The sequence below is a fragment of the Bradyrhizobium sp. 1(2017) genome (assembly GCF_011602485.2).
GTDB lineage: Bacteria > Pseudomonadota > Alphaproteobacteria > Rhizobiales > Xanthobacteraceae > Bradyrhizobium.
Window position 1 is genome coordinate 1,426,956 of the sequence record NZ_CP050022.2, and the last position, 26,761, is coordinate 1,453,716.

The window sequence follows — 26,761 nt, forward strand, 5'->3', positions numbered from 1 at the left end:
TTGCCAAATTGATTATATCATATAACGAATTTGGCAAGGCGGTCCCGCCGCTTATCGGATTGGCAGATCGGGCCGATCCGGCCGCTTCTACTGTGCATGGGGTTGTTTTCACGAAATTTGCCGGTTCGGAACAGGGCAGTTAACATTGACATCACCCGCCGCGATGCCTTAAGAACCGCCCCGTCCCGGGCGGTCGGTCCGCCAGCGGGAAAAATCTCATTTTGCCACATTCGCGCGTGCCGAAACGGTAGTGCCGAACACGGCCTTTCGAACGTTCAGGATTCTGCCATGAAGGTCCGTAACTCGCTGAAATCGCTGCGCGGTCGCCATCGCGCCAACCGCCTGGTCCGCCGCAAGGGCCGGGTCTATGTGATCAACAAGGTGCAGCGCCGCTTCAAGGCGCGCCAGGGCTGATCCGGGCTGCTGATTGCCCTGCCGAACGCCCCCGCGCGCTCCGCACGACCACGCTCACACGAGTTTGACGCCGTCCTTGCTTTGCAAGGGCGGCTTTGCGCGTTTAGACTTTGACCATGGCGATGAGATTCCCTTTCGCGCGCATCCTGTGTCTGGCCCTTGTGCTGGGAGCCGCAGGCCTGACACCCGCGCTGGCGCAGCAGATTGAGCCGCCGCCCGCGCCCGGCAAGCCAAAGAAGCTGCCGGAGGCGCCGGCCAAGCTGCCCAAGGTCGACCGCACCAAGAATCTCGATTTCCTGTTTGGGGCGCTGAAGGCGGCCCCCGATGAGGTCAGCGCCAAGCATGTCGAGGCGCGGATCTGGGCGATCTGGCACCAGACCCCAAGCGATACTGCGGCGCTTTTGATGGCGCGGGCAAAGACCGCCGTGGACGCGCAGAAGATCGAAATCGCGATCAAGCTCCTGGATTCGGTCATCAAGCTCCGGCCTGATTACATCGAGGCCTGGAACCGGCGCGCGACGCTGTATTACATGCAGAACGATTATGGCCGCTCGCTCGCCGACATCCAGCAAGTGCTGATCCGCGAGCCGCGCCATTTCGGTGCGCTCGCCGGGCTCGGCATGATCATGCAGGAGGTCGGCGACGAGAAGCGCGCGCTGGATGCCTACCGCAAGGCGCTCGCCGTCAATCCGCACCTCGAGAAGATCCCCGACCAGGTCAAATCGCTGACCGAGAAGGTCGAAGGCCGCGACATCTAGCGGCTAAGTTGATCATTTCCTGAATGATTGCGGCCGGTGCAGATTAACCACGTCCGAAGGCGCGGCGTCTTGAGCACTATTGCCAGAGCCGAAGCGGGCCTACCTGCATGGCAGGAGCACAGCCATGAAGCGTTCGATCTTTGCAGGTATTTTGCTGCTCGCGTCGGGGACGGCGAGTCTCGCCGACGGATTGTTCTGGGTGGTGGGCGACCGCGCCACCGGCAAGTGCAACATCGTGACGAGCAATCCCGTGATCATCGGCGATATCTGGTTCGGTGACGGCCCCTACAAATCCAGAGCCGATGCCGAGCTTGCCCGTTCCACGATCCGCGTCTGTCCCGCGCCCACGCCCGACGAGGAAAAGGACAAGGACGGATCGAACTAGGTCGCCAGCGCCCTAGTGCAGGGCGTTGCCGCCGCGCTCGGTGAGGCCGCGGTCGGCGACTGCAGCGTAAGCCTTTGCAAGCTCCGCTTCGAGATGCTCGTTGATCAGGAGCAACGCCCGCACGGCACCGCGCAGGTCGCCGCTACAGCTCGCGACGATCTCGTCGATCGCAGTGTCGTTAGATCTGAAGCTCATCGAAATCCTCCGGTTCAATCAGGAAAAATCCTGCCGGTCTTCCCGCACCCCTGAGGTTGCGAGGAGGATCGGCGCCCACCCGCGCCTAGATGGCGGAACCGACCGTGGCGATTATATGGAAGCCGCGATGACGACCGCATGAAGCTGTCCCGAGGCTTGCGCGCCGCGAGGGAATATTGTTGATTCCATTGAGTTTTTAAGTCCGCTAATTGTGCACATATCCACAGCCCCGCTCTTTCGGTGGAAGCCGCGAGGCCGGCGGAGCGAAACTGCCATGTGCCAAGACCCGTAACTGCCCTGTGCCCAGGATCGCCCGGATTCTCTCGATGATCGTGATGTCAGTCGTGACGGCGCTGGTCCTGCTGGCACTGGCCACGCAGGCCGGAATCGTCGCCGTGCAACGCGTCTTTCCACCGCAGGGCCGGATGATCGAGGTCGACGGCGCCGTGCTTCACGTCGTCGATCTCGGCCCGCGCGAGGCTGGCGTGCCGATCGTGATGCTGCACGGCGCGAGCTCCAATCTCGAAGCGATGCGGCGGCCGCTCGGCGATCTCCTCGCCAGGGATCATCGCGTGCTTCTGATCGACCGCCCGGGCCATGGCTGGAGCACGCGCGCGCGCCGCCAGGATTCGACGCCGCAGATCCAGGCGCGGATGATCGACGAGGCGCTTCAAAAGCTCGGGATCGATCGCGCGGTCTTCGTGGTGCATTCCTGGAGCGGCGCGCTCGGCGCGCGGATCGCGCTCGATCACCCGCACCGGGTCGCCGGCCTCGTGATGCTCGCACCCGTCACGCATCCCTGGCGCGGCGGCGTCGGCCGCTACAACGAGATCATCGCAACGCCCGTGATTGGTCCGCTGCTCGCCTACACGATCACGCTGCCGCTCGGCTACGTCCTTGCCGAATCCGGCGCGCGCAACGTTTTCCTGCCGCAAATCATGCCGGACGGCTTCGTCAAGGACTCCGCGACCCCACTCCTGCTGCGTCCGCGCGAGTTCATCGCCAATGCTTATGATCTGGTGACGCTGAAGGAAGCGGTGGCCGCGCAAGTCACGCGCTATGGCGAGATATCGGCACCGGTGACGATCATCGCCGGCGAGCCCGACAAGACCGTGAAGACCGACATCCACGCGCGCCCGTTTGCCGCAACCGTGCCGAACGCGAAGCTGATCGTGCTGCCCGGTCTCGGACACATGGTGCAGAACGCCGTGCCGGATCTCGTGAAGACGGAGATCGAGGCGATGATCGGCAAGATTGTCCCGGCGCAGGCGGCCGCGGATTAGTGCGTTTTCGAGCGAAGTTTGACACCGTTCGCGTGAAGACGCGTCAAGAGAAGAATCTGGAGCTTCGGTTCTGATTGAAATCAGAACCGATATGCTTCAGCGGCCGCTTTTTGCGCTTACTGCTTGATCTTCCCGTCCTTGTCGAACTGCGCGAGATAGGCCCAGAGATTGTTGATCTCGTTCTCGTTCTTGATGCCGGCGAACGCCATCTTGGTGCCGGGGATCTTGGCCTTGGGGTCCTTGATGTATTCCTTGAACGTCGCCTCGTCCCAGGTGATGCCGGAATTCTTGTTCGCATCCGAGTAATTGTAGTCTGGAGCGGTGCCCGACTTGCGGCCGTTGAGGCCATTGAGCTCGGGGCCGACCTTGTTCTTGGCGCCTTCGCCGATCGCGTGGCAGGCCAGGCATTTGTTGAACGACGTCTTGCCCGCCGCGACATCCTGCGCCATCGCGGCAGGTGCGGCGGCAGTCACGGTGAGGATCATCAGTGCGCCAAAAGTCAGTTTTGTCATCGGGTGCTCTTCGTCTCTTCCCTGGTTGGTCTGGGCCTGTTCAGTCTCTTGCCTGGTCGGCGATCGTCGAACCTGCCGGTTTTGGCAGGCCCGCCCGGCTTGGACAAGCCACGAAACCATGACAGGTTTCATGACTTCCTACTTGTCCCAGAGCGAACTCGCCTGAGATCCCTGACCCGACTTTCGGATGGCCTACCCAAACCACTGCGGACGTGGTTGATTTGCCGTGATAAATCGACTGTTCGGGCGAGCCGGAACGAACTGCGGTGAAGGACTTGATATGGCCATCATGATGCCTGCGAGCGATCAGGCGGTGCTCGCGTGCCGCGCTGAGATTGTGGCTGCATTGCGTGCAATCGTGCCCGGCGAAGGCGTGATCGACAGCGCTGCCGAGATGCGGGCCTACGAATCCGATGGGTTGACGGCCTATCGGCAGCCGCCGATGGTCGTGGTGCTGCCGGATACCACCGAGCAGGTCTCGCTGGTCCTGAAATATTGTGCAGGGCAGAACATCAAGGTGGTGCCGCGCGGCTCCGGCACCTCGCTGTCGGGTGGCGCGCTGCCGCTCGAGGACGGCGTGCTGCTCGGCCTCGGCAAGTTCAAGCGCATCCGCGAGATCGATTTCGACAATCGCGTCGTCGTGACCGAGCCCGGCGTCACCAACCTTGCGATCAGCCAGGCGGTCGCGCATGCCGGCTTCTACTACGCGCCCGACCCGTCCTCGCAGATCGCCTGCTCGATCGGCGGCAACGTCGCGGAGAACTCAGGCGGCGTGCATTGCCTGAAATACGGCATGACCACCAATAACGTGCTGGGCTGCGAGATCGTGCTGATGAGCGGCGAGATCCTGCGCATCGGCGGCAAGGGGTGCGAGAACGCCGGCTACGACCTGATGGGCGTCATCACCGGCTCGGAAGGCCTGCTCGGCGTCATCACCGAGATCACGGTGCGCATCCTGCAGAAGCCGGAGACGGCGCGGGCGCTGATGGTCGGCTTCGCGCAAGTCGAGGCGGCCGGCGAATGCGTGGCGCGGATCATCGGCGCCGGCATCATTCCCGGCGGCATGGAGATGATGGACAAGCCCGCGATCCACGCCGCCGAAGCCTTCGTCCATGCCGGCTACCCGCTCGACGTCGAGGCGCTGCTGATCATCGAGCTCGACGGTCCAGCCATCGAGGTCGACGAACTGATCACGCGGGTCGAGAGCATCGCAAGAGGCTGCGGCTCGGTGACGCTGCAGATCTCCAATTCGGAAGCCGAGCGCAACCTGTTCTGGGCCGGTCGGAAGGCGGCGTTCCCGGCGGTCGGCCGCATTTCGCCCGACTATCTCTGCATGGACGGCACCATCCCGCGCGGCGCTCTGCCGAAGGCGCTGGCGCGCATCCGCGAGCTCGGCGAAAAATACCAGCTCGGCTGTGCCAACGTGTTCCACGCCGGCGACGGCAATCTGCACCCGCTGATCCTCTACGATGCCAACAAGCCCGGCGAGATCGAGCGCGCCGAAGCTTTCGGCGCCGACATCCTGCGCGCCTGCGTCGAGTTCGGCGGCGTGCTCACCGGCGAGCATGGCGTCGGCATCGAGAAGCGCGACCTCATGCCCGATATGTTCACCGAGATCGACCTCAACCAGCAGCAGCGCCTCAAATGCGCCTTCGACGCGCAGGGCCTGCTCAATCCCGGAAAAGTGTTTCCGACCCTGCACCGCTGCGCCGAGCTCGGCCGGATGCACGTCCATGCGGGCAAGCTGGCCTTCCCGGACATCCCGCGGTTTTAGGTGCTCGCGGAAAGGAAGGGCCCGCGGTGCGAGCCCTTCCTCGCGAGCTCACATCAGCGCGTACTGCGCCCGCTCGCGCTTCGCCAGCAGCGGCAGGGCTTCGCCGGCGATGCAGGTCTTGAAGTGCGCGCTCTCCTGGTGCGCCTTGAAAGCCGCCTCGTCGCGGAACAGCTCGTAGAACAGGAACTGCGCCGGATTGTCCTTGGCGCGCGAGATCAGGAACAGCTTGACGCCGTCCTCCCGCTGCGCTTCCGGCAGGAAGCGGTCGAGGATTCCTGCGACCTTGTCGGCCTCGCCAGGCTTCGCCTCCCATTGCGCGACGACGAGCAGGCCGCCGCCGTCGACGGCGTCGCTGAGAGATTTCTGGGTAGCATAGTGGTTCATGGTCCTTCCTCCTTGCTGCTGCGCTTGAGATGACGAATTCGTCCAGGGCCAGAGATAGATCGCCAGGACGGCTCCGAACGCCCGGATCACCGACCTGCGGCTGAACGCTTCGTGGATGCGCGGCATCGGCCGCGCCTGTATCGATCGCACCATATTGTCTCCATTGGCTGGGTCTCGATCGCGATCGGCGCAGACTTGTAGCGATGGTCTGCCGGCTTTGGTTCGCCGCTGATCGAAGTGTCGATGTCGTGAACGCTTCGATCATGATCGAATTGTCGCCACCAGCGCCGCGCGGAATCCGGTCGCGCCGGTCATGGTCGCCGACGTCACGTCGCATTTGATTTTGGCAGCGAATTTCGCTACCGCCTTTTCCCGTGGATACGCTCAAAGTCAGAGACGCCAAAGACGTCGAAGAGGTGGTGCGTGCGGCGATTGCCAATGAGCAGCCGCTCGAGATCATCGGTCATGGCTCCAAGCGCGGTATCGGCCACGCGATGGCGACCAACGCGGTGCTCGACCTCTCCGCGCTCAACGCCGTCACCTCCTACGAGCCGAACGAGCTGATCGTCACGCTTCAGGCCGGCGCGCCGCTTGCCGACGTGCTGTCGCTGATCGATGCCAAGAACCAGCAATTCGCCTTCGAGCCGATGAACACGGCGCCGCTGCTCGGCACGCCCGCGCTCGGCACCATCGGCGGCATGATCGCGGCCGGCCTCGCCGGCCCGCGGCGCATCAAGGCGGGCGGGGCGCGCGACCATCTGCTCGGGGCGCACGCCGTTTCCGGTTTCGGCGACAGCTTCAAGACCGGCGGCAAGGTGGTGAAGAACGTCACCGGCTACGACCTCTGCAAGCTCCTGGCGGGGTCCTGGGGCACTTTGTCGGTCATGACCGAGGTCACGCTGAAGGTGATGCCGAAGCCCGAGGCCGAGCGGACGCTGCTGCTGCGCGGGCTCGACGATGCCGTCGCCAACAAGGCGATGACCGCGGCGCTCGGCTCGCCCTTCGACGTCTCTGCTGCCGCGCATCTGCCGAAATCCGCGCTCCGTACCAAGACCGACGGGCTCGGCGACATCGCGGGCCAGGACGAGGCGCTGACCGTGCTGCGGCTCGAGGGCATCACGGCGTCCGCCGCCCATCGCGCCGGCTCGCTGCGGGAGTTGCTGGCGCCGTTCGGAACCGCGACGCTGGTCGAGGATTCGGCATCCGCGGCGCTGTGGGCCACGATCCGCGACGTGCTGCCGTTCGCGGCCGGCGGCGCGCTCGGCGCCTGGCCGGTCTGGCGGATCGTCTGTCCGCCGGCGTCCGGCGCGGCGCTCGGGACTCAGCTGGCGCGCGAGACCGGGGGCGACGTGATTTACGATTGGGGCGGCGGGCTGATCTGGGCGGCGCTGCCACCGAAGGCGGACGCGCATGGCCCGTCGGTGCGCGCACGTGCGAACGCGCTCGGCGGGCACGCTACCTTGATCCGGGCGGCCGAGGACGTCAGGCGCAATGTCGATGTGTTCCATCCGCAGGCGCCCGGCATTGCCGCGCTGAGCGAGCGGGTGCGCGCCAGTTTCGACCCGAAGACCATTCTCAACCGGGGACGCTTGAGGCGGGACGCCGTGGCATGAAGACCGAATTCTCACTGGCGCAGCTCGCCGACCCCGACATCGCCGAAGCCGACAAGATCCTTCGCGCCTGCGTCCATTGCGGTTTCTGCACGGCAACCTGTCCGACCTATGTGCTGCTCGGCGACGAGCTCGATAGCCCGCGCGGCCGCATCTACCTGATCAAGGAGATGCTGGAGAAGGACCAGACCCCGACGGCCGAGGTGGTCAAGCATGTCGACCGCTGCCTGTCCTGCCTGGCCTGCATGACGACCTGCCCCTCGGGGGTGAACTACATGCACCTCGTCGACCAGGCCCGGGTCCGCATCGAGCAGCGTTACGAGCGGCCGTTGGCCGAGCGGCTGCTGCGTCGGGTGCTGGCCTTCGTCCTGCCGGACCCGCAGCGTTTTCGTGCGAGCATGGTGCTGGCGCGGCTGGCCCGCCCGCTCGCCGTCTTCCTGCCGACGCCGCGGCCTTCGGCCACGCCCGGACTGGTCCAGCGCCTCAAGGCGATGCTGGCGCTGGCGCCGAACCGGCTGCCGCCGCGGGGCCCCGCCGCCGGCAGCGTGTTCGCGGCGCTCGGCAAGAAGCGGGGCCGGGTCGCGCTGCTGCAGGGCTGCGCCCAGCAGGTGCTGGCGCCGCGCATCAACCAGGCCGCCATCAGTCTTCTCACCCGCCACGGCATCGAGGTCGTCCTGGTCCGGGACGAGCAGTGCTGCGGTGCGCTGACCCATCATCTCGGCGACGACCACGATGCCTTGGCACGGGCACGTGCCAACGTCGCGGCGTGGGCTGCGGAAGCGGCCGGCGAGGGGCTCGACGCCATCCTGGTGACGGCGTCCGGCTGCGGGACCGTGATCAAGGATTACGGCTATCTGCTGCGCGAGGACGCTGCGTTCGCAGCCGATGCGGCGAAAGTGTCCGCACTCGCCAAGGACATCACCGAATACGTCGCCCGTCTCGGCTTGGAGCAGGTTGCGCGACAGGACAGCATCGTCGTCGCTTATCACTCCGCATGTTCGTTGCAGCATGGGCAGAAAATCACGGGCCTTCCGAAAGAATTGCTTTCCAAGAATGGATTCGTGGTGAAAGATGTCCCGGAGAGCCATTTGTGTTGCGGTTCGGCGGGGACCTACAACATTCTCCAGCCCGAGCTTGCGGGCCGGTTGCGCGATCGCAAGGTCGCCAACATCGCGAGCGTCAAGCCGGACATGATTGCCGCGGGCAATATCGGCTGCATGGTGCAGATTGCCAGTGGCACGTCAGTTCCGGTCGTACACACGATTGAGCTTCTCGATTGGGCTACGGGCGGGGCGCGGCCGGCACTCAACACGTCGAGCTGAACTTTCCTCCCGGGGTGACGGCTGAAGACGCCCGATCGACCATTGTTCGGCGGCAACAGGAGGACCACGATGGCGAAAGCGAAGAAGAAGAAAAGCAAGAAGGCCAAAAAGGCCAAGAAGGTTGTAGCGGCGAAGAAGGCAGCCAAGAAGTCCGCGAAGAAGTCTGCCAAGAAAACCACCAAGAAAACCGCCAAGAAAACTGCAAAGAAAGCGGCGAAGAAATCTGCCAGGAAGTCGGCCCCGAAGGCCGCCAAGAAGGCTACGGCGAAGCCTGCCAAGAAGGCCGCACCCAAGAAGGCCGCGAAGAAAGCGGCACCGAAGAAGGCGAAGGCAGCTCCTGCTCCAAAGCCAGCACCGGTGGAAACTCCGGCTCCCGAGCCTGCCTCCGAGACAAGCTGGGCGATGCCTTCGCCTTCTGCGGAACCGGCGCCGGCCGAGGAACAGGGGTAGGGCCCGAGCCTCTCGTATCCTGTTCAAACGACCTGAAATCCGGAAGGCCGCGGCGCTTGGCGCTGCGGCCTTTTTGCATCGTCGCGGGCCGGTTCGGACACGGTCCTTTCCGCGCACCAGCCTGATTCGTGACTTGGGTGATACCCTGTCCGGCCACCCCGGACTTACACGGGGGGCCTGTGCACTTTGGAATGCAAATAATGTGATCGAGAAGCCACACAGGCCGACAACCTTTCGTGAAAGCGTCGGAACGCCCAAAAAGTCGGCAGATGCCCGCCGTTTTTGCTTCTCGGTTCGCGCTCCTCAATTCAAATTGTCGCAGTCACGTAATTTTGCAGACAGGTCGGATGTCCCCGGGGGCTCCGGGATCCGACCGGTGAGAACTGGCGATGGGGATTGAAATGAAAAAAGTGGCTTTGTTGGCAACGGCGCTGGCAATGGTGACGACGGGTTCGGCTTTCGCGGCAGATCTGCGCGTAAAGGCGTTGAAGGCTCCGCCGCCGCCGGCGTTCGATCCCTGGGATGTCGCCTTCGGCGCGGGCATCATGAGCGATTACATCTTCCGCGGTATCACTCAGTCGAACCACAAGCCGTCGGTCACGGCCTATTTCGAGCCGCGCTACAACGTCAACAAGGACCTCCAGCTCTACATCGGTACGTCCGCCTCGAGCATCTCGTTCCCGAACCGCGCCGCGGCGGAAGTCGACATCTACGGCGGTATCCGCCCGACCTTCGGCATGTTCGCCTTCGACTTCGGTGTCTGGGGCTACCTCTATCCGGGCGGAAGCTGCTTCGGTTCGCAGGGCACCCTGGCGCAGGGCAATTGCGGCGGCGACATCGACTACTCGCAGGGCGCGATCGGCCTTCCGATCAACGGAAACTTCGCCAAGAAGGACGCGAGCTTCTTCGAAGGCTATGCCAAGCTGAACATCAACATCAACGACCAGTGGACGGTCGGCTTCAACGAGTATTATTCGCCGAACTTCCTGAACCTCGGCGCCTGGGGCAACTACGCCTCGATCACCGCCAAGTGGATCGCGCCGAGCACGACCTTCGGCGCCAGCGGCGTCGGCATGTATGTGTCGGGTGAATTCGGCCGCCAGTGGCTCGGCACCTCCGACATCTTCTACGGCATCGCAGGCGACCCGGTGTACGCGAACGGCATCAAGGAGCCGAGCTACAACACCTGGAACGTCGGCGTCGGCTTCACCTACAAGGTGTTCACGCTCGATCTGCGCTATTATGACACCGACCTGAAGAAGGGTGACTGCAACGCCTTCACCAGCGACTTCACCGCGAAGTTCGACGGCAGCTTCACCGCCATCAATCCGGGCGGCTTCGGCTCCAACTGGTGCAGCGCGGCCGGCGTCGCCAAGCTCTCGTTCGACCTGACGGCCATGAGCAATCTGAAGTAAGTTTCGTCCCGAAACGACTTCCACCAAGTCTTTTGGCGAGGGCGGCAGAGTGATCTGCCGCCCTTTTGCTTTTGAGCTCGGGTCTTTCCACAGACGTCATGCCCGGGCTTGACCCGGGCATTCACGTTCTTGGGTACCGTCGCCCAGCGACCGCGTAGATGGCCGGGACAAACCCGGCCATGACCACGCAGAAGCGACGGTGAGGAGTAAGCTCGCGCCTCAGCCCGCCGCGCTCGGCTCGTTCTCGGCCGGGGCGCCGCCGCCGAGGACGTGGATTGCACCCTCCTTCACCAGCGCGACCTTGCGGGTGTGGAAGGCGTCCAGTGTCGAGCGGTGGCCGATCGAGACTATGGTGGACTGCGGCAGCTTCTCCGCCAGCAGGCGATAGAGCCGGGCCTCGGAGGGTTCGTCCAGCGACGCCGTGGCCTCGTCCAGGAACAGGTAGTCCGGCGCATGCAGCAGCGCGCGGGCGAGCCCGAGGCGCTGCTGCTCGCCGAGCGAGAGTGTCCGGTTCCAGTGACCGCTCTCGTCGAGCCGCTTTGCCAGCCGCGGCATGCCGACCGCATTCAGCGTCTCCTCGATCCTCTCGGATGCGATCGCGCCATGCTCTGCGGGATAGATCACGGCGTCGCCGAGTGGGCCGATCGGAAAATATGGCCGCTGCGGCAGCATCATCAGCTTGGCCTTCTCGGGGATGGCGATGGCGCCGGTACCGAACGGCCAGATTCCGGCGATGGCTCGGAACAGCGTCGACTTTCCGGCGCCGGACGGTCCGGCCACCAGAACCCGCTCAGCCGGCTGGATCGCGAGCGCATTGGCCGCGACCAGCGGCTCGCCGTTCGGCAGTTCCACCAGCAGTTGATCGAGTCCGATCGCCTTGCCGTCTGATGGCGCAATGCCGATGGCCGGCCCGCGCACCGCGGTAGCGGCGGCTGAACCGACCGACATCTCGAAGCCATCGAGACGGGCAATCACCGAGCGCCATTCCGCGAGCGAGCGATAGGCCGAGACGAAGAAGGAGAGCGCATCCTGCACGCTGCCGAACGCCGAGCCGGTCTGCATCATGTCGCCGAGCTGGATTCTCTTGGCGAAGTAAGCCGGAGCCACCACCACATAGGGAAAGATCACTGCAGCCTGACTGTAGCTCGCCGTGAAGGCGGTCAGGCGCTTGGTCCTGCTCATGATCGCGTACCAGTTGCCGATCACGAAACCGAAGCGCTGCAGCAGATTGCCTCGCTCCGCGCTCTCGCCTTTCAGAAGGGCGATCTGCTCGGAGTTCTCGCGCACGCGGATCAGGTTGAAGCGGAAGTCGGCTTCGTAGCGCTGCTGCTCGAAATTGAGGTTGATGAGCGGGGCACCAATCCAGTGCGTCAGCGCGGTCCCCAGGATCGCGTAGACCAGCGCACACCAGACCAGAAAGCCCGGGACGACGATATCCGTGCCGTAAATGTGCAGCGGCGCCTTGTCCGATAGGCCCCAGAGAATGACGACGAACGAGGCCAGCGTCACGATCGACGACAGCAGTCCCAACCCGAGGGTCAATGTCTGCTCGACGAAACTCTTGACGTCCTCGGTGATGCGCTGATCCGGGTTGTCGGCGGCGTCGCCCTTGAGCTGCATGCGATAATGCGTCGAGCCGTTGAGCCATTCGCCGAGATAATGTTGCGTCAGCCATCTGCGCCAACGAATCTGCAGCCACTGGTTCAGGTAGAGCTTGTAGACCGCCATCGCGACGAAGGTGAAGGCGAGGCCGAGAAAGATCCAGATCTCCCTGACGAACCGGTCCAGCTCATAGCCCTGGATCGCGCTGAAGAAGCGGTTCTGCCACTGACTGACCAGAACGTTGATCGCGACCAGCGCCAGCTCCATGGCAATGACGGCGGCGAGCAGGCCGCGACCGGCCCATTTGTCCTCGGACCGGAAATACGGGGCGGCGATTCGCCAGACGATCGCGAGCGTGGCGCTGATGTTCTTCACAGAGCTGGGTCTCCTCAGGGGATGTGCATAACGGCCCAGAGCCATATGGCTGAGGCAATGGCGGAAACGGGCGCGCTTAGACTAAAGTCGCAAAGTCTGCAATTTGCGTTGGATTGTCGCAGCCCGCAACCTTAGCATGGGCTTCGACGGCCCGGGGCGGGGTGCTCCGGGATTTCGCGAGCTTGTGAGCGGACGGGAACCGCCCGCAGCCGCGAGGACTTCGCGTCGGGTTTGGGGTTTACGCTTTCAGCGTCAAGCAGGAACGGCTCTCCACGCGGGCCGCCTGCTGCAACATGCGTGGGGAGGATGACCATGTGGAATCAAATCTATGACCCGTTGCACAGCCCGGTGCTATCGACGATTGCGGCGGCGGTGCCCGTCGTCACGCTGCTGGTCCTGATCGCCAGCGGCCGCGTGAAAGCGCACATCGCGGCCGTGATCGCCGTGATCATCACGAACTTGATCACGATTTTCGTCTTCACCATGCCGGCCGGCATGTCGATCCGCGCCTCCATGCTCGGTATCGTCACGGGCTTCTTCCCGATCGGCTGGATCGTCCTCAACGTCATCTTCCTCTACCAGGTGACCGTGAGCACCGGACGTTTCGAACTGTTGAAGCGCGCCATCGGCGGCGTCACCGAGGACCGACGCCTGCAGCTCCTGCTGGTCGCGTTCTCATTCGGCGCGTTCTTCGAAGGCGCTTCGGGCTTCGGCACGCCGGTCGCGATCACCGGTGCCGTGCTGATTGGCCTTGGCTTCTCGCCGCTCGCGGCGTCCGGCCTGTCGCTGATCGCCAACACGGCGCCGGTCGCCTATGGCGCGCTCGGCACGCCGATCCAGGGCCTTGCATCCGTCACCGGGCTCGATCCCTACATCCTCGGCGCCATGGTCGGCCGGCAATTGCCGTTCTTCTCGCTGATCGTGCCGTTCTGGGTGGTGTGGGCGTTCGCGGGCTGGCGCGGCATGAAGGACGTCTGGCCGGCGATCCTCGTCACTGCCGTGTCGTTCGCGGTCCCGCAATACGTGATCTCGAACCACATCAATCCCTGGATCGTCGACATCGGGGCGTCGCTGATCTCGATGGGGGCGCTGATCCTGTTCCTGAAGGTCTGGCAGCCGAGGCAGCTCTGGTTGTCGCCGGCGCTGCGCGGCCACGACGAGTCGGCCGCGCAAATGGAAAAGGCAACGCCGCTCGACAAGACGCCGCTTACTCAGTCTGAGTTGTGGAGCGCGCTGCTGCCGTGGATCATCGTCTGTGTCGTGATGCTGATCTGGGGGAACGGTGGGTTCAAGACCTGGGCGAATTCCATCTTCACCTGGAACTACGCCGTTCCCGACCTTCACCAGATGATCAACAAGATGCCGCCGGTGGCCGCCAAGCCGACGCCGGAAGGTGCGGTGTTCGCGTTCACCTATCTGTCGTTCACCGGCACCGGCATGCTGATCGCGGCGATCATCTCCGGCGTCCTGATGGGGGTCGGGCCAGGACGCTTGCTGGTGGAATATGGTCGTACGATCCGGCTGTGCGCGATCTCGCTGATCACGATCTCGGCGATGCTCGCGATCGGCACGCTCACGCGTCTGTCGGGCGTCGACGCCACGCTTGGTCTCGCCTTCGCCGCGACAGGCGTGCTCTATCCCTTCTTCGGCACGCTACTCGGCTGGTTGGGCGTGGCGCTGACGGGATCGGATACCGCCTCCAACATCCTGTTCGGCAACCTGCAGAAGATCACCTCCGAGCAGCTCGGCCTGTCGCCGGTCTTGATGGCGGCGGCGAACTCCTCCGGTGGCGTGATGGGCAAGATGATCGACGCACAGTCGATCGTGGTCGCCTCCACGGCGACGCGATGGTACGGCCATGAGGGCACCATCCTGCGCTTCGTGTTCTGGCATTCGATCGTGCTGGCCTGTCTCGTCGGTGTGCTCGTGACGTTGCAGGCCTACGTCTGGCCGTTCACGGAGCTGGTGCTGAAGTAGCGGTCGACGCCGCCCCGCGATTCAAATCCCCGCGAGGTTCGCCTCGCGGGGATTTTCACGTCTGCGTCCCGCGCGGGCGAACCTTCTCAAGGCCGCCGCTGTCTTATAGAAGGTGCGGCAAATCAGGTCGGTCGAGGGGTCTCATGGTTTCGCTTCTGCGATTGGTGTGTGCGGCAGCTGCAATGCTTGCGATGTCCACGCTCGCGCGTGCCCAGGAGGGGTTCCCTTTCGGCACCGAGATGACGCTGGAAGCGCTGCCGCAAGCAGGCTCGAAACGCATTCCGAACATCGAGATCGGCGACCATGGCGAAGTCGTGCTGGAGCTCTGGTGCAAGGGCGGCAAGGGCCAATTCTCGGTTGCCGGCAACTCGGTGATCTTCGTCCCCGGCCAGATCCAGGACCGATCCTGTCCGCCGGCGAGGGCGCAGGCCGACGACGAGCTCGTGGCCGCGCTGAGCAGCGTCGAGACCTGGAAGCGCCAGGGCGACATGCTGACGCTGATCGGTCCGAAGTCGCTGCGCTTTCGCACGACGGGGAATTAGGTCGACTTGCTTGTCCCGGACGCGCTGCAACGCGTAGCGTTGCTGCGCAGAGCCGGGACCCAGTTTCCCATCCGCGACTTCGCCCGCAGCCGCTGGGCCCCGGCTCTGCAGCGCATTGCGCTGCGTCCGGGGCATGCGAAGCCTACTTCCACACCGACTTGTCGGCGTCCCAATGCTGACCCTTCAGCTCCTTGGCAAGCGCCTCGATCGAGCCGTTGTCGTCGGGCAGGTCGCCTTCTTCGTCCGGGCTCGCATCATCGGACAGATTGAGCTTGGCGCCGCTGCTCTCATCGGCCGTGGTCGTCGCGGGGCTGCCGATCCAGAGCATGAGCTTGTCCGTCGTGCCGGGCTTGTCGGGTGAGACGAGCCCCGCGACCTCGATCGTGTCGGTGAGATCGAGCGCGGGGAAATCCTGGTTCGGCCGCTTGAAGACGAGCTTGAGCTTGCCGGTGGCGGGGTTGAAGCTCTGCGACGCCGGCTTTGCCGCGAGCGTCTTGCCCAGCACGCCGGCGACGGCGGAGGCGAGCTTGTCCTTGTTGATCTTGTCGCCGTCGCGCCAGTCGGCGGCGGGGATGCGGATGGTGCGGTCCATCTCGGTCATCCCGGCGGTCCAGCCTGCTGCGGTGACGCCGGGCATCGCCTTGAACTTGGCGAGCAGGGCGCCCGCGCGCTCCGGATCGACCGACATGTTGATGGTCTGCTCACCGGCCCGCAGCGCGTCGCAGCCGACATTGAGGCTCGCCAGCGTCACCTCGACCTCCTGGCCCTTCAGGCTCTTCAGGAAATCGGTCGCCGCATCGAGCTTGACCTTGACCGCGATCGCCTCCGGCGAGACGTCGGTGAAGTCCTTCGGCTGCGGCGTGATGCCGTCGTCCGAGGTCTGGCTGTCCATGAATTCCTTCTCGCTGAGATCGGAATTGTCGGGTGAGGTGACTTCGGTCACCACCTGGCCAATGCTGATCTGGCCCCGGAATTCGACCAGGTCGCCGGCCTGCTTGCGCAGCAGCTTGACGCTGACGGGCGCCTTCGCACCGATGCTCTGCGCCGTGCCCGTCAGGTTCTGGCCGGCGACCTGGAGGTTGACGACGAAGCGGTCTTTCCGGTCGGAATTCTTCGCGATCGGGTAACAGACGTCGAGCACGGCCGCCGTGAGCGTCTTGCCCTGCCGCGTCTCCTTCAGGATCACGTCGGCATTGCCGTCCATCAACCCGTCGATCGAGGTGAAATAACGTGTCTCGGCGCCGCCGGGCGCCGTGGCCTTCGGCGACAGCTTCATCTGGGCGGAAGCGACCTCGGGCGAAACGGCGAGCAGGGCCGCCAAAAGAGCTGTCGGGCAAACCAGGAGCGCGCGCATCGAGGGTATCCTTGAGCAAGAATCGGCGGGCCACCGTAGTGGGTTTTGGCCGTCGGTTGAATCGGAAAGGGGAGGGGCAGGGTCGGCAAAAAAGAAGGCCGCCCGGAGGCGGCCTTCACAACGCTGTAATGGAGCAAGAGGCTTAGAAGCCGCCCATGCCGCCGCCGGGGGGCATGGCGGGCGGGGCTTCCTTCTTCGGCATCTCGGCGACCATGGCCTCGGTGGTGACCAGGAGGCCGGCCACGGAGGAGGCGTCCTGAAGCGCGGTGCGCACCACCTTGGCGGGATCGATGATGCCCTTCTCGACCATGTCGACATAGTCCTCGTTCTGGGCGTCGAAGCCGAAGGTCTCCGACTTGTTCTCCAGGATCTTGCCGACGACGATCGAGCCTTCGAGGCCGGCGTTCTCGGAGATCTGGCGGACCGGGGCTTCCAGCGCCTTCAGCACGATGTTGATGCCGGCCTGGACGTCGGCATTGTCGTTGGACAGGCGGCCGACCGCCTTCTTGGCGCGCAGCAGCGCGACGCCGCCGCCGGGGACGATGCCTTCCTGCACCGCGGCGCGGGTGGCGTTGAGCGCGTCCTCGACGCGGTCCTTCTTTTCCTTGACCTCGATCTCGGTCGCGCCGCCGACGCGGATCACCGCGACTCCGCCGGCGAGCTTGGCGAGGCGTTCCTGGAGCTTCTCGCGGTCGTAGTCCGAGGTGGTCTCCTCGATCTGCGCCTTGATCTGGCCGACACGGGCCTCGATGTCAGGCTTCTTGCCGGCGCCGTTGACGATCGTGGTGTTCTCCTTATCGATCACGACCTTCTTGGCGCGGCCGAGCATCTTCACCGTGACGTTCTCGAGCTTGATGCCGAGCTCCTCGGAGATGAGCTGACCGCCGGTGAGGATCGCGATGTCCTCGAGCATGGCCTTGCGGCGGTCGCCGAAGCCAGGCGCCTTGACGGCCGCGACCTTGAGGCCGCCGCGCAGGCGATTGACGACCAGCGTGGCCAGCGCCTCGCCTTCGACGTCCTCGGCGATGATGACGAGCGGCTTGCCCGACTGCACGACGGCTTCGAGCACCGGCAGCATGGCCTGCAGGCCCGAGAGCTTCTTCTCGTGCAGGAGGATGTAGGCGTCCTCGAGCTCGGCGGTCATCTTCTCGGCGTTGGTGACGAAGTAGGGCGACAGATAGCCGCGGTCGAACTTCATGCCCTCGACGATGTCGACCTCGGTGTCGAGCGACTTGTTCTCCTCGACGGTGATGACGCCCTCGTTGCCGACCTTCTGCATCGCCTGGGCGATCATCTTGCCGATGGCGGCATCGCCGTTGGCCGAGATGGTGCCGACCTGGGCGACCTCGGAGGAGGCGGCGACCGGCTTGGCGCGCTTCTCGATGTCCTTGATCACGGCCGCAACGGCGGTGTCGATGCCGCGCTTGAGGTCCATCGGGTTCATGCCGGCGGCCACGGCCTTGGCGCCTTCGCGCACGATGGCCTGGGCCAGCACGGTCGCGGTGGTGGTGCCGTCGCCGGCGAGGTCGTTGGTCTTGGAGGCGACCTCACGCACCATCTGGGCGCCCATGTTCTCGAACTTGTCCTCGAGCTCGATCTCCTTGGCGACGGTGACGCCGTCCTTGGTGATGCGGGGCGCGCCGAAGCTCTTCTCGATGACCACGTTGCGGCCCTTGGGGCCGAGCGTCACCTTGACGGCGTTGGCGAGAATGTCGACGCCGCGCAGCATGCGATCGCGCGCGTCTCCGGAAAACTTGACGTCTTTGGCAGCCATTTCTGCAATCCCTCGTGTTTCGTGATGTGTCTTGTCTTGTGCTGTGTTGCGCTCTCACCGTCATTGCCGGGCTTGACCCGGCAATCCATCGTCTTGCGAAGAATGATGGATGCCCGGGTCGTCTAGCGCGAAGACGCGCTTCGCGCTTCTGCCCGGGCATGACAGGGGCGCATTCAGCGGCCGTTCAGGCGGACGGCCTTAGGCCAGAACGCCCATGATGTCCGACTCCTTCATGATCAGGAGCTCTTCGTTGTCGATCTTGACCTCGGTGCCCGACCACTTGCCGAACAGCACGCGGTCGCCGACCTTGAGGTCGATCGGGATCAGCTTGCCGGTTTCGTCGCGACCGCCCGGGCCGACGGCGACGATTTCGCCCTGCGACGGCTTTTCCTTGGCGGTGTCCGGAATGATGATGCCGCCCTTGGACTTTTCCTCGGCGTCGATACGTTTGACCACGACACGGTCATGCAGCGGACGAAATTTGGATTTAGCCATGACGTTTCCCTTTGGAGGCTCGCTTCGGAAGTAGTGGAAGTGGGTGGTGGGGCGGCGCTTCCGTCCACCCTCTCCCCGAGGGATCGAACGGCGCGCTTAGCAATCGGGCTTTCCGAGTGCTAATAGTGGGCCCGGAAATATGGCTTGGCCGCGATCCTGTCAAGCAAAGGTGGTTAAGCGATTGGTGAGGCGGATATAGGATGGTGGCACTGGAAACTCGTTCGGGGCGTCGGCGTGTCAAACGACGTCATTGCTCCGGCGGCGGTTTTGCGCTTGGCTGCGAGAGGGGTGCGGCCATGGTCTTGCTCGGGGGAATGCCATGATCAGTTCAGCTCACGCGCGCACGGTGGCCAATCTGGCGGCCGCGTCTTGTCTGGCGCTGCTGTTGGGCGCCTGCGGCGGCGGCATGAGCCTGCCGTCCTTCTCGTCCTCTTCGCCGCCGCCCGAGGCCGAACCGGGCGTCGCTCCCGAGATGCCCGCGTCGATCCGCGCCGACGAGATCGTCGGCCGCTGGGGCCTCGCCTCGTTCCAGAACCCGGCCGACCGTGCCCGCACCGAAGCCGCGGCGAGGGCCCAGTGCAAGAATCCCTATGTGATCACGGCCGGTTCCTCCGGCGGCGTCATCATGCATCTGGCCGACCAGGCGACCCCGCAGGAACTGCGGCTGAAGGGCTCGCCCAGCGGCAAGAACTATATCGGACCCGCCGGTCCCACGCCCGGCGACCAGGACCGCGAGATCGTCTCCTTCGACGGCCGCGTGCTGATCACCCGCTTCATCGACAAGGACGCCGCCACCCGTTACGGCAACATGGTCTACGTCCGCTGCGCGCCGCGGGCGTGATCTCTCTCCTCCGTCATTCCGGGGCGGTCCGCAGGACCGAACCCGGAATCTCGAGATTCCGGGTTCACGCTTCGCGTGCCCCGGAATGACAGCACTAAACAGATCCAAAAACAAAAAACGCCGGCTTGCGCCGGCGTTTTGTTTTTCTCCATCTCGCGTCCGTTCAGTCGAACAGCGCGTCGATGTCGTCCTGCGAGGCATGGCCGACATCGCCGGCGAGCTTGGGACCGTTGAGAAGCTTCTCGTCCTCGGACCGGTTGTCGACATGCGCATGCGCCGGGACGTGGGCCTTGATGGCGTCGACGCCGCCCCAGATCTCCATCATCGCGTTGATGTGCTGCTCGATGAACTTCATCGTGGTCATGACCTTGCTGATGCGCTGGCCGGTCAGGTCCTGGAAGTTGCAGGCTTCGAAGATCGAGATGACGCGTTCCTGGATGTCATCGGCGAGCCGCTTCTGCTGGTCGGCCGATTGCACCTTGGACATCGCGCTGGCGGCCTGGTCGATCGATTCGGCGGCCTCGAGGATCTGCTGGGTCGCCTGCTCGGTGCCGCCGACGACCGCGCCGAGTTCGCCATTGACCTTGGCCATCTCGCCGCCGTCGAAGCTCTTGCCGTGCAGCGTCGCGATCTCGCGCTTGGTGCGGTCGATGGCGTCGTGGATGAGGTCGAGCTCGACCTTCAGCTTCTCGCACTGCTCGATCTGCGCCCGGTAGGTCTCGAGCATGGTGCGCGCTTCGGAGAGCTCGTGGGCGGTGGAGGCGTCGATCGCCGCCATGGCTGCGCTGCCGGACAAGGGCACGGTGCCCTTCGCCATCTGGGCGCGGATCGCGCGCAGCTCGGCCATAATCTCGCTATGCATCGGGCCTGCCTCTTCGGTCACGTCGAGAATGGGCATCTCGCCACCGGCGATATCCTCGACGCGAAAACGCTTGCGGTGAACAGCCATCAGAAAACTCCCCCCACCTCACTCACGCGTCTTTGTAGGCAGAAGCGATTTAACACGAAGTTCACAGCCGGAACTGTCGTGCTCGCGTCGCGCGACGCCGCGCAAAGAAGCGATTAACCATGGCCGCGCTGCGTTCACCGAAAATAAACGCTGATCGCCGAATTGGCCCGCGCTTGACGACGTGGTGAATCCAAACGGCGCTTCTGTTTACCAAACGAAACGGCTTTTGCGTTTTATTGACCACGTCGCGGCAGCCGATCAGCCAGGCGCTCTCCACGACGCATGTGATCTAGACGAAACAGTACAGAGTACGTCGATGTTCAAGAAAATGTCTGTCGCGCTGCTCGGCAGCGCTTGCACCTTCATGGCCGGCGCAAACAGCGCCAGCGCCTTCGACAACACCGTGCCGAACGATCCGCCCGCGGTGCTCTATGCGCCGCAGGTGCCGCCGGCGCCGGTGCGCGTCGCCTCCAACTCGAACATGGGCGGCGGCTTCATCGAGTTCCTGTTCGGCGACGGTCCCGGGCGCGGTCCGGCCTATGCGCCCGAGCGGCCGGTGTATCAGCAGCAGCCGGCCTATTACGATCAGCGCCGCCTGCCGCCGATGGGCGAGCCGCAGATGCAAGGTGGATATCAGCAAGGCGGATATCAGCAGGAGGCGGTCGATCCGCGGCAGCGTCCGTTCGATCCCAAATTCGAGAAGCAACTCGTTGACTATGACGGCAAGGAAAGTCCCGGCACGATCGTGGTCGATACGCCGAACAAGTTCCTCTATCTGGTCGAGGGCAACGGCCGCGCGATGCGCTACGGCATCGGCGTGGGCCGCCCCGGCTTCACCTGGTCCGGCGTGAAGTCGATCACGGCCAAGCGCGAATGGCCGGCCTGGACGCCGCCGGCGGAAATGCTGGCGCGCCGCCCCGACCTTCCCAGGCACATGGAAGGCGGTCCGGAAAATCCGCTCGGCGCCCGCGCGATGTATCTCGGCTCGACGCTCTATCGCATCCACGGCTCCAACGAGCCCTGGACCATCGGTACCAACGTCTCCTCCGGCTGCATCCGCATGCGCAACGAGGACGTCATCGATCTCTACGGCCGCGTCAATGTCGGCACCCGGGTCGTGGTGATGTGATCCTGCTTTCGTTCTCCCACGAGAACGGAAAACGCTGACATGAAAACGGCCGCCTCATCGGCGGCCGTTTGCCTGCATGCGCCATGGACCGACGCCATGGACCGACGTCACGCGTAATCGCTGCCGCCGTCGTCTCCGCCGCCAAAATCGCTGTCGTCGTCGGCCATGTCCATGTTGTCATTGTTGTCGTCGTAGTTCTGATCGTTGTTGTTGTTGTTCCGATCGTCGTTCGACGCCTGGTCGAGGAAGCCCTGGCGGGAATCGCGGTTCGAGCCGATGTCGTTGAGGCCGGCGTCGCGCGAGAGCGATCCGCTGGACTGGTCGCTGCCGCCCCAAGGGCTTCCACCAGCGCTGCGGTCGCCGAGGGCATTGGTGTCGCCAAACGCCTGCTGATGCGGTCCGCCCATCATGCCGCGGATGCTGGAGAGCAGCAGAGAGCCGCCGACGACGCCGGCCGCGGCGGCTGCCGCCGTGCCGAGGAACGAGCCGCCGCCACCGCCGACCGGCGGAGCGCCATAGCCCTGGCCGGGACCCTGACCAGGACCTTGGCCATAAGCCTGTCCGTAAGGCGGCTGGCCGTAGCCCGGCTGGGCCTGCTGCATGGCCTGGCCGGTATTCCAGGCCGGCCGCGCGTCGCGCGGCGGCACGTTCGGAACAGAGCCGCGCGACGGGCTTCCGCCGAACAGCGTCTCGCGCATGTTGTCCAGGAAGCCGCCGGACTGTGCCTGCTCGGGCGCCTGGCCCGCTTCCAGCTCCTGGATGCGGGTGTGGGCGCGCTTCAGCGCTTCGTCCTGCAACAGCACGGTCTGCACAAGCGCGTAGATCGCACCGGGGGCCTTGCGCAGGCCGTCGGAGATCGCGGCGGTCGCGTCGGGATCGCGCGGTGTATTCTCCAGTTTGGTAAGCCGGTCGAAAAGTTCGTCGACGAGCTGGCGTTCCTGCGGCGTCATGTTCAATCTCCTTCGCGCAAAAACAAGCGCGAGGCAGATGTAGGGTTCCATTGCGGCCTCAACAGCCCCGGCCATATTAAATTTCGGTATGCGACAAGCTGCCTCGCAAGACCGGCTCTGGTCGATTTCACTCCAGCGTGACGCCGCTGTCCGCCAGCAGGCGTGGAAACGCATCGCCGGCGAGATAGGCGTGCTCGCGTTCGCGCACGTCCGTCATCGGGTCGAGGCCGGCGAGGACATCGTCGACGAAGCCGGGATGACACATCACGAGCCCGCCGTCCGGCAGGCCATCGAGGAACTGCCGCATCAACGCACCGAAATCGGCCACCCGCGCGAAGTCGTAAGCGCCGGCGAAACCGGGATTGAAGCTGAGGCCGGCAGCGCCGGCGCGGCGGCGGAATGGCGCGCTGAGGATATCGAGCACCATGCCCTTCGGCGAAGCCAGCCGCTGCTTGAGCGGCAGATCGCGGCCGCCCTGGCGCACCCAGGCCTTCGGTGCGCCATCGCTGACGGCATCGACAAAGCCGTCGCGCAGCTGCGGATAGAGCTGCACATGCTGGTGACCATCGACGAAGTCGGGCGCGCGCCCGAACGCTTCCATGAAGGCGGACAGCTGGGCCTTCACCTCGTTGCGAATGAATTCGCGGTCGAGCCGCCGCATCAGCCCGGCGCGCAGCAGCTTCGGAAAGGGCAAGAACATATCGCCGTCGAGCGGACGGAAATGCATGGTGAGCGGCCGGAACGGTGCCGACAGCGTCACATGCAGCCCGATCGCGCAGCGCGGGCTCGATTTGGCTGCCGTGTCCAGCGCCTCGATCTCGCTGCGCCCGGTCGCAGGACCGACCATCATCACCGACGTGGCGTTGAGGCGGCCGCGCTCGATCAGGTCGCGGATGGCGCGGTTGACGCCCGGGCTGATGCCGTAATCGTCGGCGCAGAGCCAGATTCGCCGCGGGCGCGCGGCCTCGCTCATTCGGCCGCCGTCCTGTTCGAGGCGTCGTCCGCGTTGCCAGCCTCGAAGTGCTTTTCGCTGTGCTCGGCGACGAAGTAGATCGGGCGCGCCTTCAGCTCGGAGAGGATCTTGCCGATATATTCGCCGACGATGCCGATCATGATGAGCTGCACGCCGCCGATCGTCATCAGGCCAATCACGAGCGAAGGATAGCCGGGCACCTGCTTGCCGGTCGTGAACACCTCCCAGAGGATCGAAAGCCCGAACAGGAAGGCGCCTCCGGCCAGAATGACGCCGAGCAGGCTGGCGAAGCGCAGCGGCGCCACCGAGAACGAGGTCAGGCCCTCGATCGACAGGCCGAGCAGGCTTGCGGCGTTGAAGGTGGTGACGCCATGGGCGCGTGCCGAGGGCTCGTAGTCGACGCGAATCTGGCGGAAGCCGATCCAGCTTGCCAGGCCCTTGAAGAAGCGGTTGCGCTCCGGCAACTGCCTCAGCGCTGCGACCGCGCGCGGCGAGAGCAGCCGGAAGTCGCCGGCGTCCTCCGGAATCTTCTGGCGTGCGCCCCAATTGATCAGAGCGTAGAAGCCGTGCACGGCGACGCGGCGCAGGAAGGTCTCGTTGTCGCGATGCGCCTTGGCGGTGTAGACGACGTCATAGCCGTCATCGATCCAGTGTCGCACCAGCTGTTCGATCAAGGCCGGCGGATGCTGGCCGTCGCCGTCCATGAACATGACGGCGCCGAGCCGGGCGTGGTCGAGGCCGGCCATCAGCGCCGCCTCCTTGCCGAAATTGCGCGACAGCGAGACCACCTGGACGCCGATTGAGTCGGCCGGCAACGAACGGGCGATCGCCAGCGTCGCATCCTTGCTTCCGTCGTCGACATAGACGACCTCGCAAGCCAGCCGATAGCGCTGGCGCACGGTCCTGGCGAGCTCGCAGATCCGCTGATGCAGGGCGGCGAGGCCCGCCGCCTCGTTGTAGACGGGGACGACAATCGACAGTCCCTTCGTGGCGGCGGCCGCCGCCGTGGTCGTCATGCCGGAAACGTCAGAGCCCAGCGTCATCGATCAAGGTTCCAGAGGCGTGTAGGTCATCTCAACAGCATATGGTAGCTGCCGTTTGCTGTCGCTACGCTGAACGAAACCGGGGCTCACCGCCGCAGGAACGCCTCGAGCTTGGCGAACAGCGGGTTCTCCCGGTCGAACACGTAGTCGAGCGAGGCTACCGAGACGGTTTCGGCGCCATGCTCGCGCAGGAAGCTCGCCAGCGCATAGAGCTGCCCCGGTGGGCAGTGCAGCGTGAGCATGCCCGACGAGGTCGGCCCGCCAAACGGGGTCTCGACGCCGAACCGGCTGTGGGCTTCGCCGAGCAGGGCGGCGTCGCATTGCCGGAAGCGGGTGCGGACCTCCCGGTATTTGTTGGCGCGCGCCCGTGCTGCGATGTGATCGAGGATGACGCGCGCGGTCTCCAGCGCCTGCGGCGACCAATCGGCCTCCTTCGAGGCGACCAGATTGGCCTGGCTGCGCAGCATCACGCCGTCGTCGAGCACCCGCAAACCATTGGCGGCGAGTGTCGCGCCCGTGGTGGTGATGTCGACGATCAGCTCGGCGCTGCCGGCCGCCGGCGCGCCTTCGGTCGCGCCGGCGCTCTCGACGATGCGGTAATCGGTGATGCCGTGATTCTGGAAGAAGGCGCGGGTGAGGTTGATGAACTTGGTCGCGACCCGCATCCGCATGTGATGCTGCTCGCGGAAGCCGGTGGTGACGTCGTCGAGGTCGGCCATGGTGCGGACGTCGATCCACGCCTGCGGCACCGCGACGACGACGTCGGCATAGCCGAAGCCGAGCCCCTCGATCAGGGACACGCGCTTGTCGGCATCCGCGATGGTCTCGCGCACCAGATCCTCGCCGGTGACGCCGAGATGCGCAAAGCCGCGGGACAGTTGCGAGGCGATCTCGCTCGCCGAGAGATAGGCGACCTCGACATTGTCGAGGCCCGCGATCGTGCCGCGATAGTCGCGGGCGCCGCCGGCCTTCGACAGCTTGAGCCCGGCGCGGGCAAAGAACGCTTCGGTGTTTTCCTGAAGGCGGCCCTTGGAGGGAACGGCCAGAACGAATGGCGCGCTCATCACTTTGCTCCCACCTTGCGGCCGATCCTGGTCAGCGCGTCCACCCAGACCGAGAAGCCGACCGCGGGGATCGGCTCGGCCGAACCAAGCTGGGTCATCAGACCGTCATAGCGGCCGCCGGCGACCAGCGGCTCGGCGCCGTTGCCCCTGTGGTGCAACTCGAACTCGAAGCCGGTGTAATAGTCGAGCCCGCGTCCGAACGCGGTCGAAAAGCGCGCCAGCTTCACGTCGATGCCGCGCGCCGCCATGAAGCCGACCCGGCTCTCGAACTGGTCGATCGCAGCCGTGAGGTCGAGCTTGGCATCGGCGGTGAGTGCGCGCAGCCCGGCAACCGCCTCGTCCGGATTGCCTGATATCGACAGGAAGCGCTTGAGCACGGTGATCGCCTCGCGCGGCAGCGCCCCACCCTTCAGGGTCGATTGCTCGAGGAAGCGGTCGGCGATCTCGGCCGTCGTTCGGCCGCCGACATTGGTGGTGCCGGCGATCGACATTAGATCGGTGACGAAGGCGAGCGCCGCCTTGCGGTCGGAGCCGGCGAGCGCGGCGAGCACGCCCTCATATTCGCTGCGGGTCGCGGTGGTCGCGGCCGCCAGCCGCTCCAGATCCTGCTCAAGGCTGATCTTGCGGTTGAAATCCTTGATCAGGCGGCGGCGCCAGACCGGATAGAGATCGAGCGCGTCGAGCAGGGCATTGAACAACGCGACATCGCCCGTGCGGACCTCGACGTCGTTGACGCCGAAGGCGGCCGTCGCCTCCAGCGCCAGCGCCAGCATCTCGGCGTCGGCTGCGGCGCGGTCCTGGCGGCCGAAGGATTCGATGCCGGCCTGGAGGAACTCGCTGGCCCGCCCGGTACGGTAGCGGAACACCGGGCCGAGATAGCTGAACCCGGCCGCTTGGCCGGCACGGCTTGAGGCGAGGTAATCGCGCGCCACTGGAATGGTCAGGTCCGGGCGCAGGCAGAGCTCCTCGCCGGAGACGTCCGTGGTCAGGTACAGGCTCTTGCGGATGTCCTCGCCGGAGAGATCCAGGAACGGCTCGGCCGGCTGCAGGATCGCCGGCTCCGCCCTGACATAGCCCGCCTGCGCGAACGACAAGAGCAGCGTATCCGCCCAGGCGGCGGAGCCGGCAGCATTTGAGGTGGCAGTCGCGGTCATAACAGGGTCCATGGCCCCGGTGGAACCGGGTGGGCAA

Annotated in this window: 26 protein-coding genes; 13 read left to right on the forward strand and 13 right to left on the reverse strand. The window is 65.0% G+C overall.

All coding sequences use genetic code 11. From position 1 onward, the window contains the following. The first annotated feature begins 288 nt into the window (after positions 1-288). The 3 genes from ykgO to HAP40_RS06815 all read left to right on the forward strand — a co-directional run bounded on the left by ykgO (position 289) and on the right by HAP40_RS06815 (position 1,557). Positions 289-414, forward strand: coding sequence for a type B 50S ribosomal protein L36 (gene ykgO, locus HAP40_RS06805; protein ID WP_006611362.1), 126 nt, complete (start codon positions 289-291; stop codon positions 412-414). 116 nt (positions 415-530) lie between these two features. Continuing rightward, positions 531-1,172: a tetratricopeptide repeat protein gene (locus HAP40_RS06810; RefSeq protein WP_166818524.1), complete on the forward strand. Its 642-nt coding sequence runs from the start codon at positions 531-533 to the stop codon at positions 1,170-1,172. A 124-nt stretch (positions 1,173-1,296) separates the two neighbouring features. After that, on the forward strand, positions 1,297-1,557 hold the full coding sequence (locus tag HAP40_RS06815) for a hypothetical protein (RefSeq protein ID WP_166818523.1): 261 nt from the start codon (positions 1,297-1,299) through the stop codon (positions 1,555-1,557). A gap of 12 nt (positions 1,558-1,569) precedes the next feature. Here the strand turns inward: HAP40_RS06815 and HAP40_RS06820 are convergent, their stop codons facing one another. After that, positions 1,570-1,752, reverse strand: coding sequence for a hypothetical protein (locus HAP40_RS06820; protein ID WP_166818522.1), 183 nt, complete (start codon positions 1,750-1,752; stop codon positions 1,570-1,572). 326 nt (positions 1,753-2,078) lie between these two features. Here HAP40_RS06820 and HAP40_RS06825 point away from each other — a divergent pair, with 326 nt between their 5' ends. Then, the gene (locus HAP40_RS06825; protein ID WP_166818521.1) at positions 2,079-3,035 is read left to right on the forward strand and encodes an alpha/beta fold hydrolase; all 957 of its coding nucleotides are present in this window, start codon (positions 2,079-2,081) and stop codon (positions 3,033-3,035) included. Between the two features lie 116 nt (positions 3,036-3,151). On the opposite strand, the gene cycA is transcribed toward HAP40_RS06825, so the two are convergent. Continuing rightward, complete coding sequence (cycA, locus tag HAP40_RS06830) at positions 3,152-3,547, reverse strand: cytochrome c-550 CycA (RefSeq protein ID WP_166818520.1); 396 nt, start codon at positions 3,545-3,547, stop codon at positions 3,152-3,154. 280 nt (positions 3,548-3,827) lie between these two features. On the opposite strand from cycA, the gene HAP40_RS06835 reads away from it, so the two are divergent. Then, entirely contained in the window at positions 3,828-5,321 is a 1,494-nt protein-coding gene (locus tag HAP40_RS06835) for an FAD-linked oxidase C-terminal domain-containing protein (protein ID WP_166818519.1), read from the forward strand. Positions 5,322-5,369: 48 nt separating this feature from the next. Here HAP40_RS06835 and HAP40_RS06840 read toward each other — a convergent pair whose 3' ends face one another. After that, positions 5,370-5,705, reverse strand: coding sequence for a putative quinol monooxygenase (locus HAP40_RS06840; RefSeq protein ID WP_166818518.1), 336 nt, complete (start codon positions 5,703-5,705; stop codon positions 5,370-5,372). 374 nt (positions 5,706-6,079) lie between these two features. On the opposite strand from HAP40_RS06840, the gene HAP40_RS06845 reads away from it, so the two are divergent. From HAP40_RS06845 to HAP40_RS06860, 4 genes are all read left to right on the forward strand, one after another. After that, positions 6,080-7,318, forward strand: coding sequence for an FAD-binding protein (locus tag HAP40_RS06845; protein ID WP_166818517.1), 1,239 nt, complete (start codon positions 6,080-6,082; stop codon positions 7,316-7,318). Further along, on the forward strand, positions 7,315-8,637 hold the full coding sequence (glcF, locus tag HAP40_RS06850; RefSeq protein WP_166818516.1) for a glycolate oxidase subunit GlcF: 1,323 nt from the start codon (positions 7,315-7,317) through the stop codon (positions 8,635-8,637). Before HAP40_RS06845 ends, glcF begins: the two co-directional genes overlap by 4 nt. 69 nt (positions 8,638-8,706) lie before the next feature. Beyond that, a complete protein-coding gene (locus HAP40_RS06855; protein ID WP_166818515.1) occupies positions 8,707-9,087 on the forward strand; it encodes a histone in 381 nt (126 codons plus the stop codon). Between the two features lie 401 nt (positions 9,088-9,488). After that, on the forward strand, positions 9,489-10,502 hold the full coding sequence (locus HAP40_RS06860; protein WP_061850916.1) for a TorF family putative porin: 1,014 nt from the start codon (positions 9,489-9,491) through the stop codon (positions 10,500-10,502). Positions 10,503-10,721: 219 nt separating this feature from the next. Here HAP40_RS06860 and HAP40_RS06865 read toward each other — a convergent pair whose 3' ends face one another. Beyond that, entirely contained in the window at positions 10,722-12,479 is a 1,758-nt protein-coding gene (locus tag HAP40_RS06865) for an ABC transporter ATP-binding protein/permease (RefSeq protein ID WP_166818514.1), read from the reverse strand. Positions 12,480-12,791: 312 nt separating this feature from the next. Here HAP40_RS06865 and HAP40_RS06870 point away from each other — a divergent pair, with 312 nt between their 5' ends. Together HAP40_RS06870 and HAP40_RS06875 are read left to right on the forward strand one after the other, a co-directional pair. After that, a complete protein-coding gene (locus HAP40_RS06870; RefSeq protein WP_166818513.1) occupies positions 12,792-14,456 on the forward strand; it encodes an L-lactate permease in 1,665 nt (554 codons plus the stop codon). Between the two features lie 143 nt (positions 14,457-14,599). Continuing rightward, positions 14,600-14,998 carry an META domain-containing protein gene (locus HAP40_RS06875; protein WP_166818512.1) on the forward strand — a complete coding sequence of 133 codons (399 nt, stop codon included), beginning with the start codon at positions 14,600-14,602 and terminating at the stop codon, positions 14,996-14,998. Between the two features lie 142 nt (positions 14,999-15,140). Here the strand turns inward: HAP40_RS06875 and HAP40_RS06880 are convergent, their stop codons facing one another. The 3 genes from HAP40_RS06880 to HAP40_RS06890 all read right to left on the reverse strand — a co-directional run bounded on the left by HAP40_RS06880 (position 15,141) and on the right by HAP40_RS06890 (position 18,621). Next, entirely contained in the window at positions 15,141-16,352 is a 1,212-nt protein-coding gene (locus tag HAP40_RS06880; protein WP_166818511.1) for a hypothetical protein, read from the reverse strand. A 142-nt stretch (positions 16,353-16,494) separates the two neighbouring features. Beyond that, positions 16,495-18,126 (reverse strand): chaperonin GroEL, encoded by a 1,632-nt coding sequence (groL, locus tag HAP40_RS06885; RefSeq protein WP_166818510.1) that lies wholly within the window; start codon positions 18,124-18,126, stop codon positions 16,495-16,497. A 198-nt stretch (positions 18,127-18,324) separates the two neighbouring features. After that, a complete protein-coding gene (locus tag HAP40_RS06890) occupies positions 18,325-18,621 on the reverse strand; it encodes a co-chaperone GroES (RefSeq protein ID WP_166818509.1) in 297 nt (98 codons plus the stop codon). Positions 18,622-18,940: 319 nt separating this feature from the next. Between HAP40_RS06890 and HAP40_RS06895 the strand changes: the two genes are divergently transcribed. Continuing rightward, the gene (locus HAP40_RS06895; protein WP_166818508.1) at positions 18,941-19,462 is read left to right on the forward strand and encodes a hypothetical protein; all 522 of its coding nucleotides are present in this window, start codon (positions 18,941-18,943) and stop codon (positions 19,460-19,462) included. Between the two features lie 163 nt (positions 19,463-19,625). On the opposite strand, the gene HAP40_RS06900 is transcribed toward HAP40_RS06895, so the two are convergent. Continuing rightward, a complete protein-coding gene (locus HAP40_RS06900) occupies positions 19,626-20,411 on the reverse strand; it encodes a protein phosphatase CheZ (RefSeq protein ID WP_166818507.1) in 786 nt (261 codons plus the stop codon). Positions 20,412-20,727: 316 nt separating this feature from the next. Here HAP40_RS06900 and HAP40_RS06905 point away from each other — a divergent pair, with 316 nt between their 5' ends. Then, complete coding sequence (locus tag HAP40_RS06905) at positions 20,728-21,540, forward strand: L,D-transpeptidase (protein ID WP_166818506.1); 813 nt, start codon at positions 20,728-20,730, stop codon at positions 21,538-21,540. Between the two features lie 107 nt (positions 21,541-21,647). On the opposite strand, the gene HAP40_RS06910 is transcribed toward HAP40_RS06905, so the two are convergent. The 5 genes from HAP40_RS06910 to HAP40_RS06930 form a co-directional block, all read right to left on the reverse strand. Continuing rightward, positions 21,648-22,490 carry a DUF2076 domain-containing protein gene (locus HAP40_RS06910; protein ID WP_166818505.1) on the reverse strand — a complete coding sequence of 281 codons (843 nt, stop codon included), beginning with the start codon at positions 22,488-22,490 and terminating at the stop codon, positions 21,648-21,650. 127 nt (positions 22,491-22,617) lie between these two features. Further along, the gene (locus tag HAP40_RS06915; protein WP_166818504.1) at positions 22,618-23,463 is read right to left on the reverse strand and encodes a ChbG/HpnK family deacetylase; all 846 of its coding nucleotides are present in this window, start codon (positions 23,461-23,463) and stop codon (positions 22,618-22,620) included. Further along, complete coding sequence (locus tag HAP40_RS06920; RefSeq protein WP_166818503.1) at positions 23,460-24,506, reverse strand: glycosyltransferase family 2 protein; 1,047 nt, start codon at positions 24,504-24,506, stop codon at positions 23,460-23,462. The genes HAP40_RS06915 and HAP40_RS06920 overlap by 4 nt, the downstream gene beginning before the upstream one ends. A gap of 86 nt (positions 24,507-24,592) precedes the next feature. Further along, positions 24,593-25,570 carry an ATP phosphoribosyltransferase gene (hisG, locus tag HAP40_RS06925; protein ID WP_166818502.1) on the reverse strand — a complete coding sequence of 326 codons (978 nt, stop codon included), beginning with the start codon at positions 25,568-25,570 and terminating at the stop codon, positions 24,593-24,595. Beyond that, positions 25,570-26,724 (reverse strand): ATP phosphoribosyltransferase regulatory subunit, encoded by a 1,155-nt coding sequence (locus HAP40_RS06930; protein WP_166818501.1) that lies wholly within the window; start codon positions 26,722-26,724, stop codon positions 25,570-25,572. Before HAP40_RS06930 ends, hisG begins: the two co-directional genes overlap by 1 nt. Between the last annotated feature and the right edge of the window lie 37 nt (positions 26,725-26,761).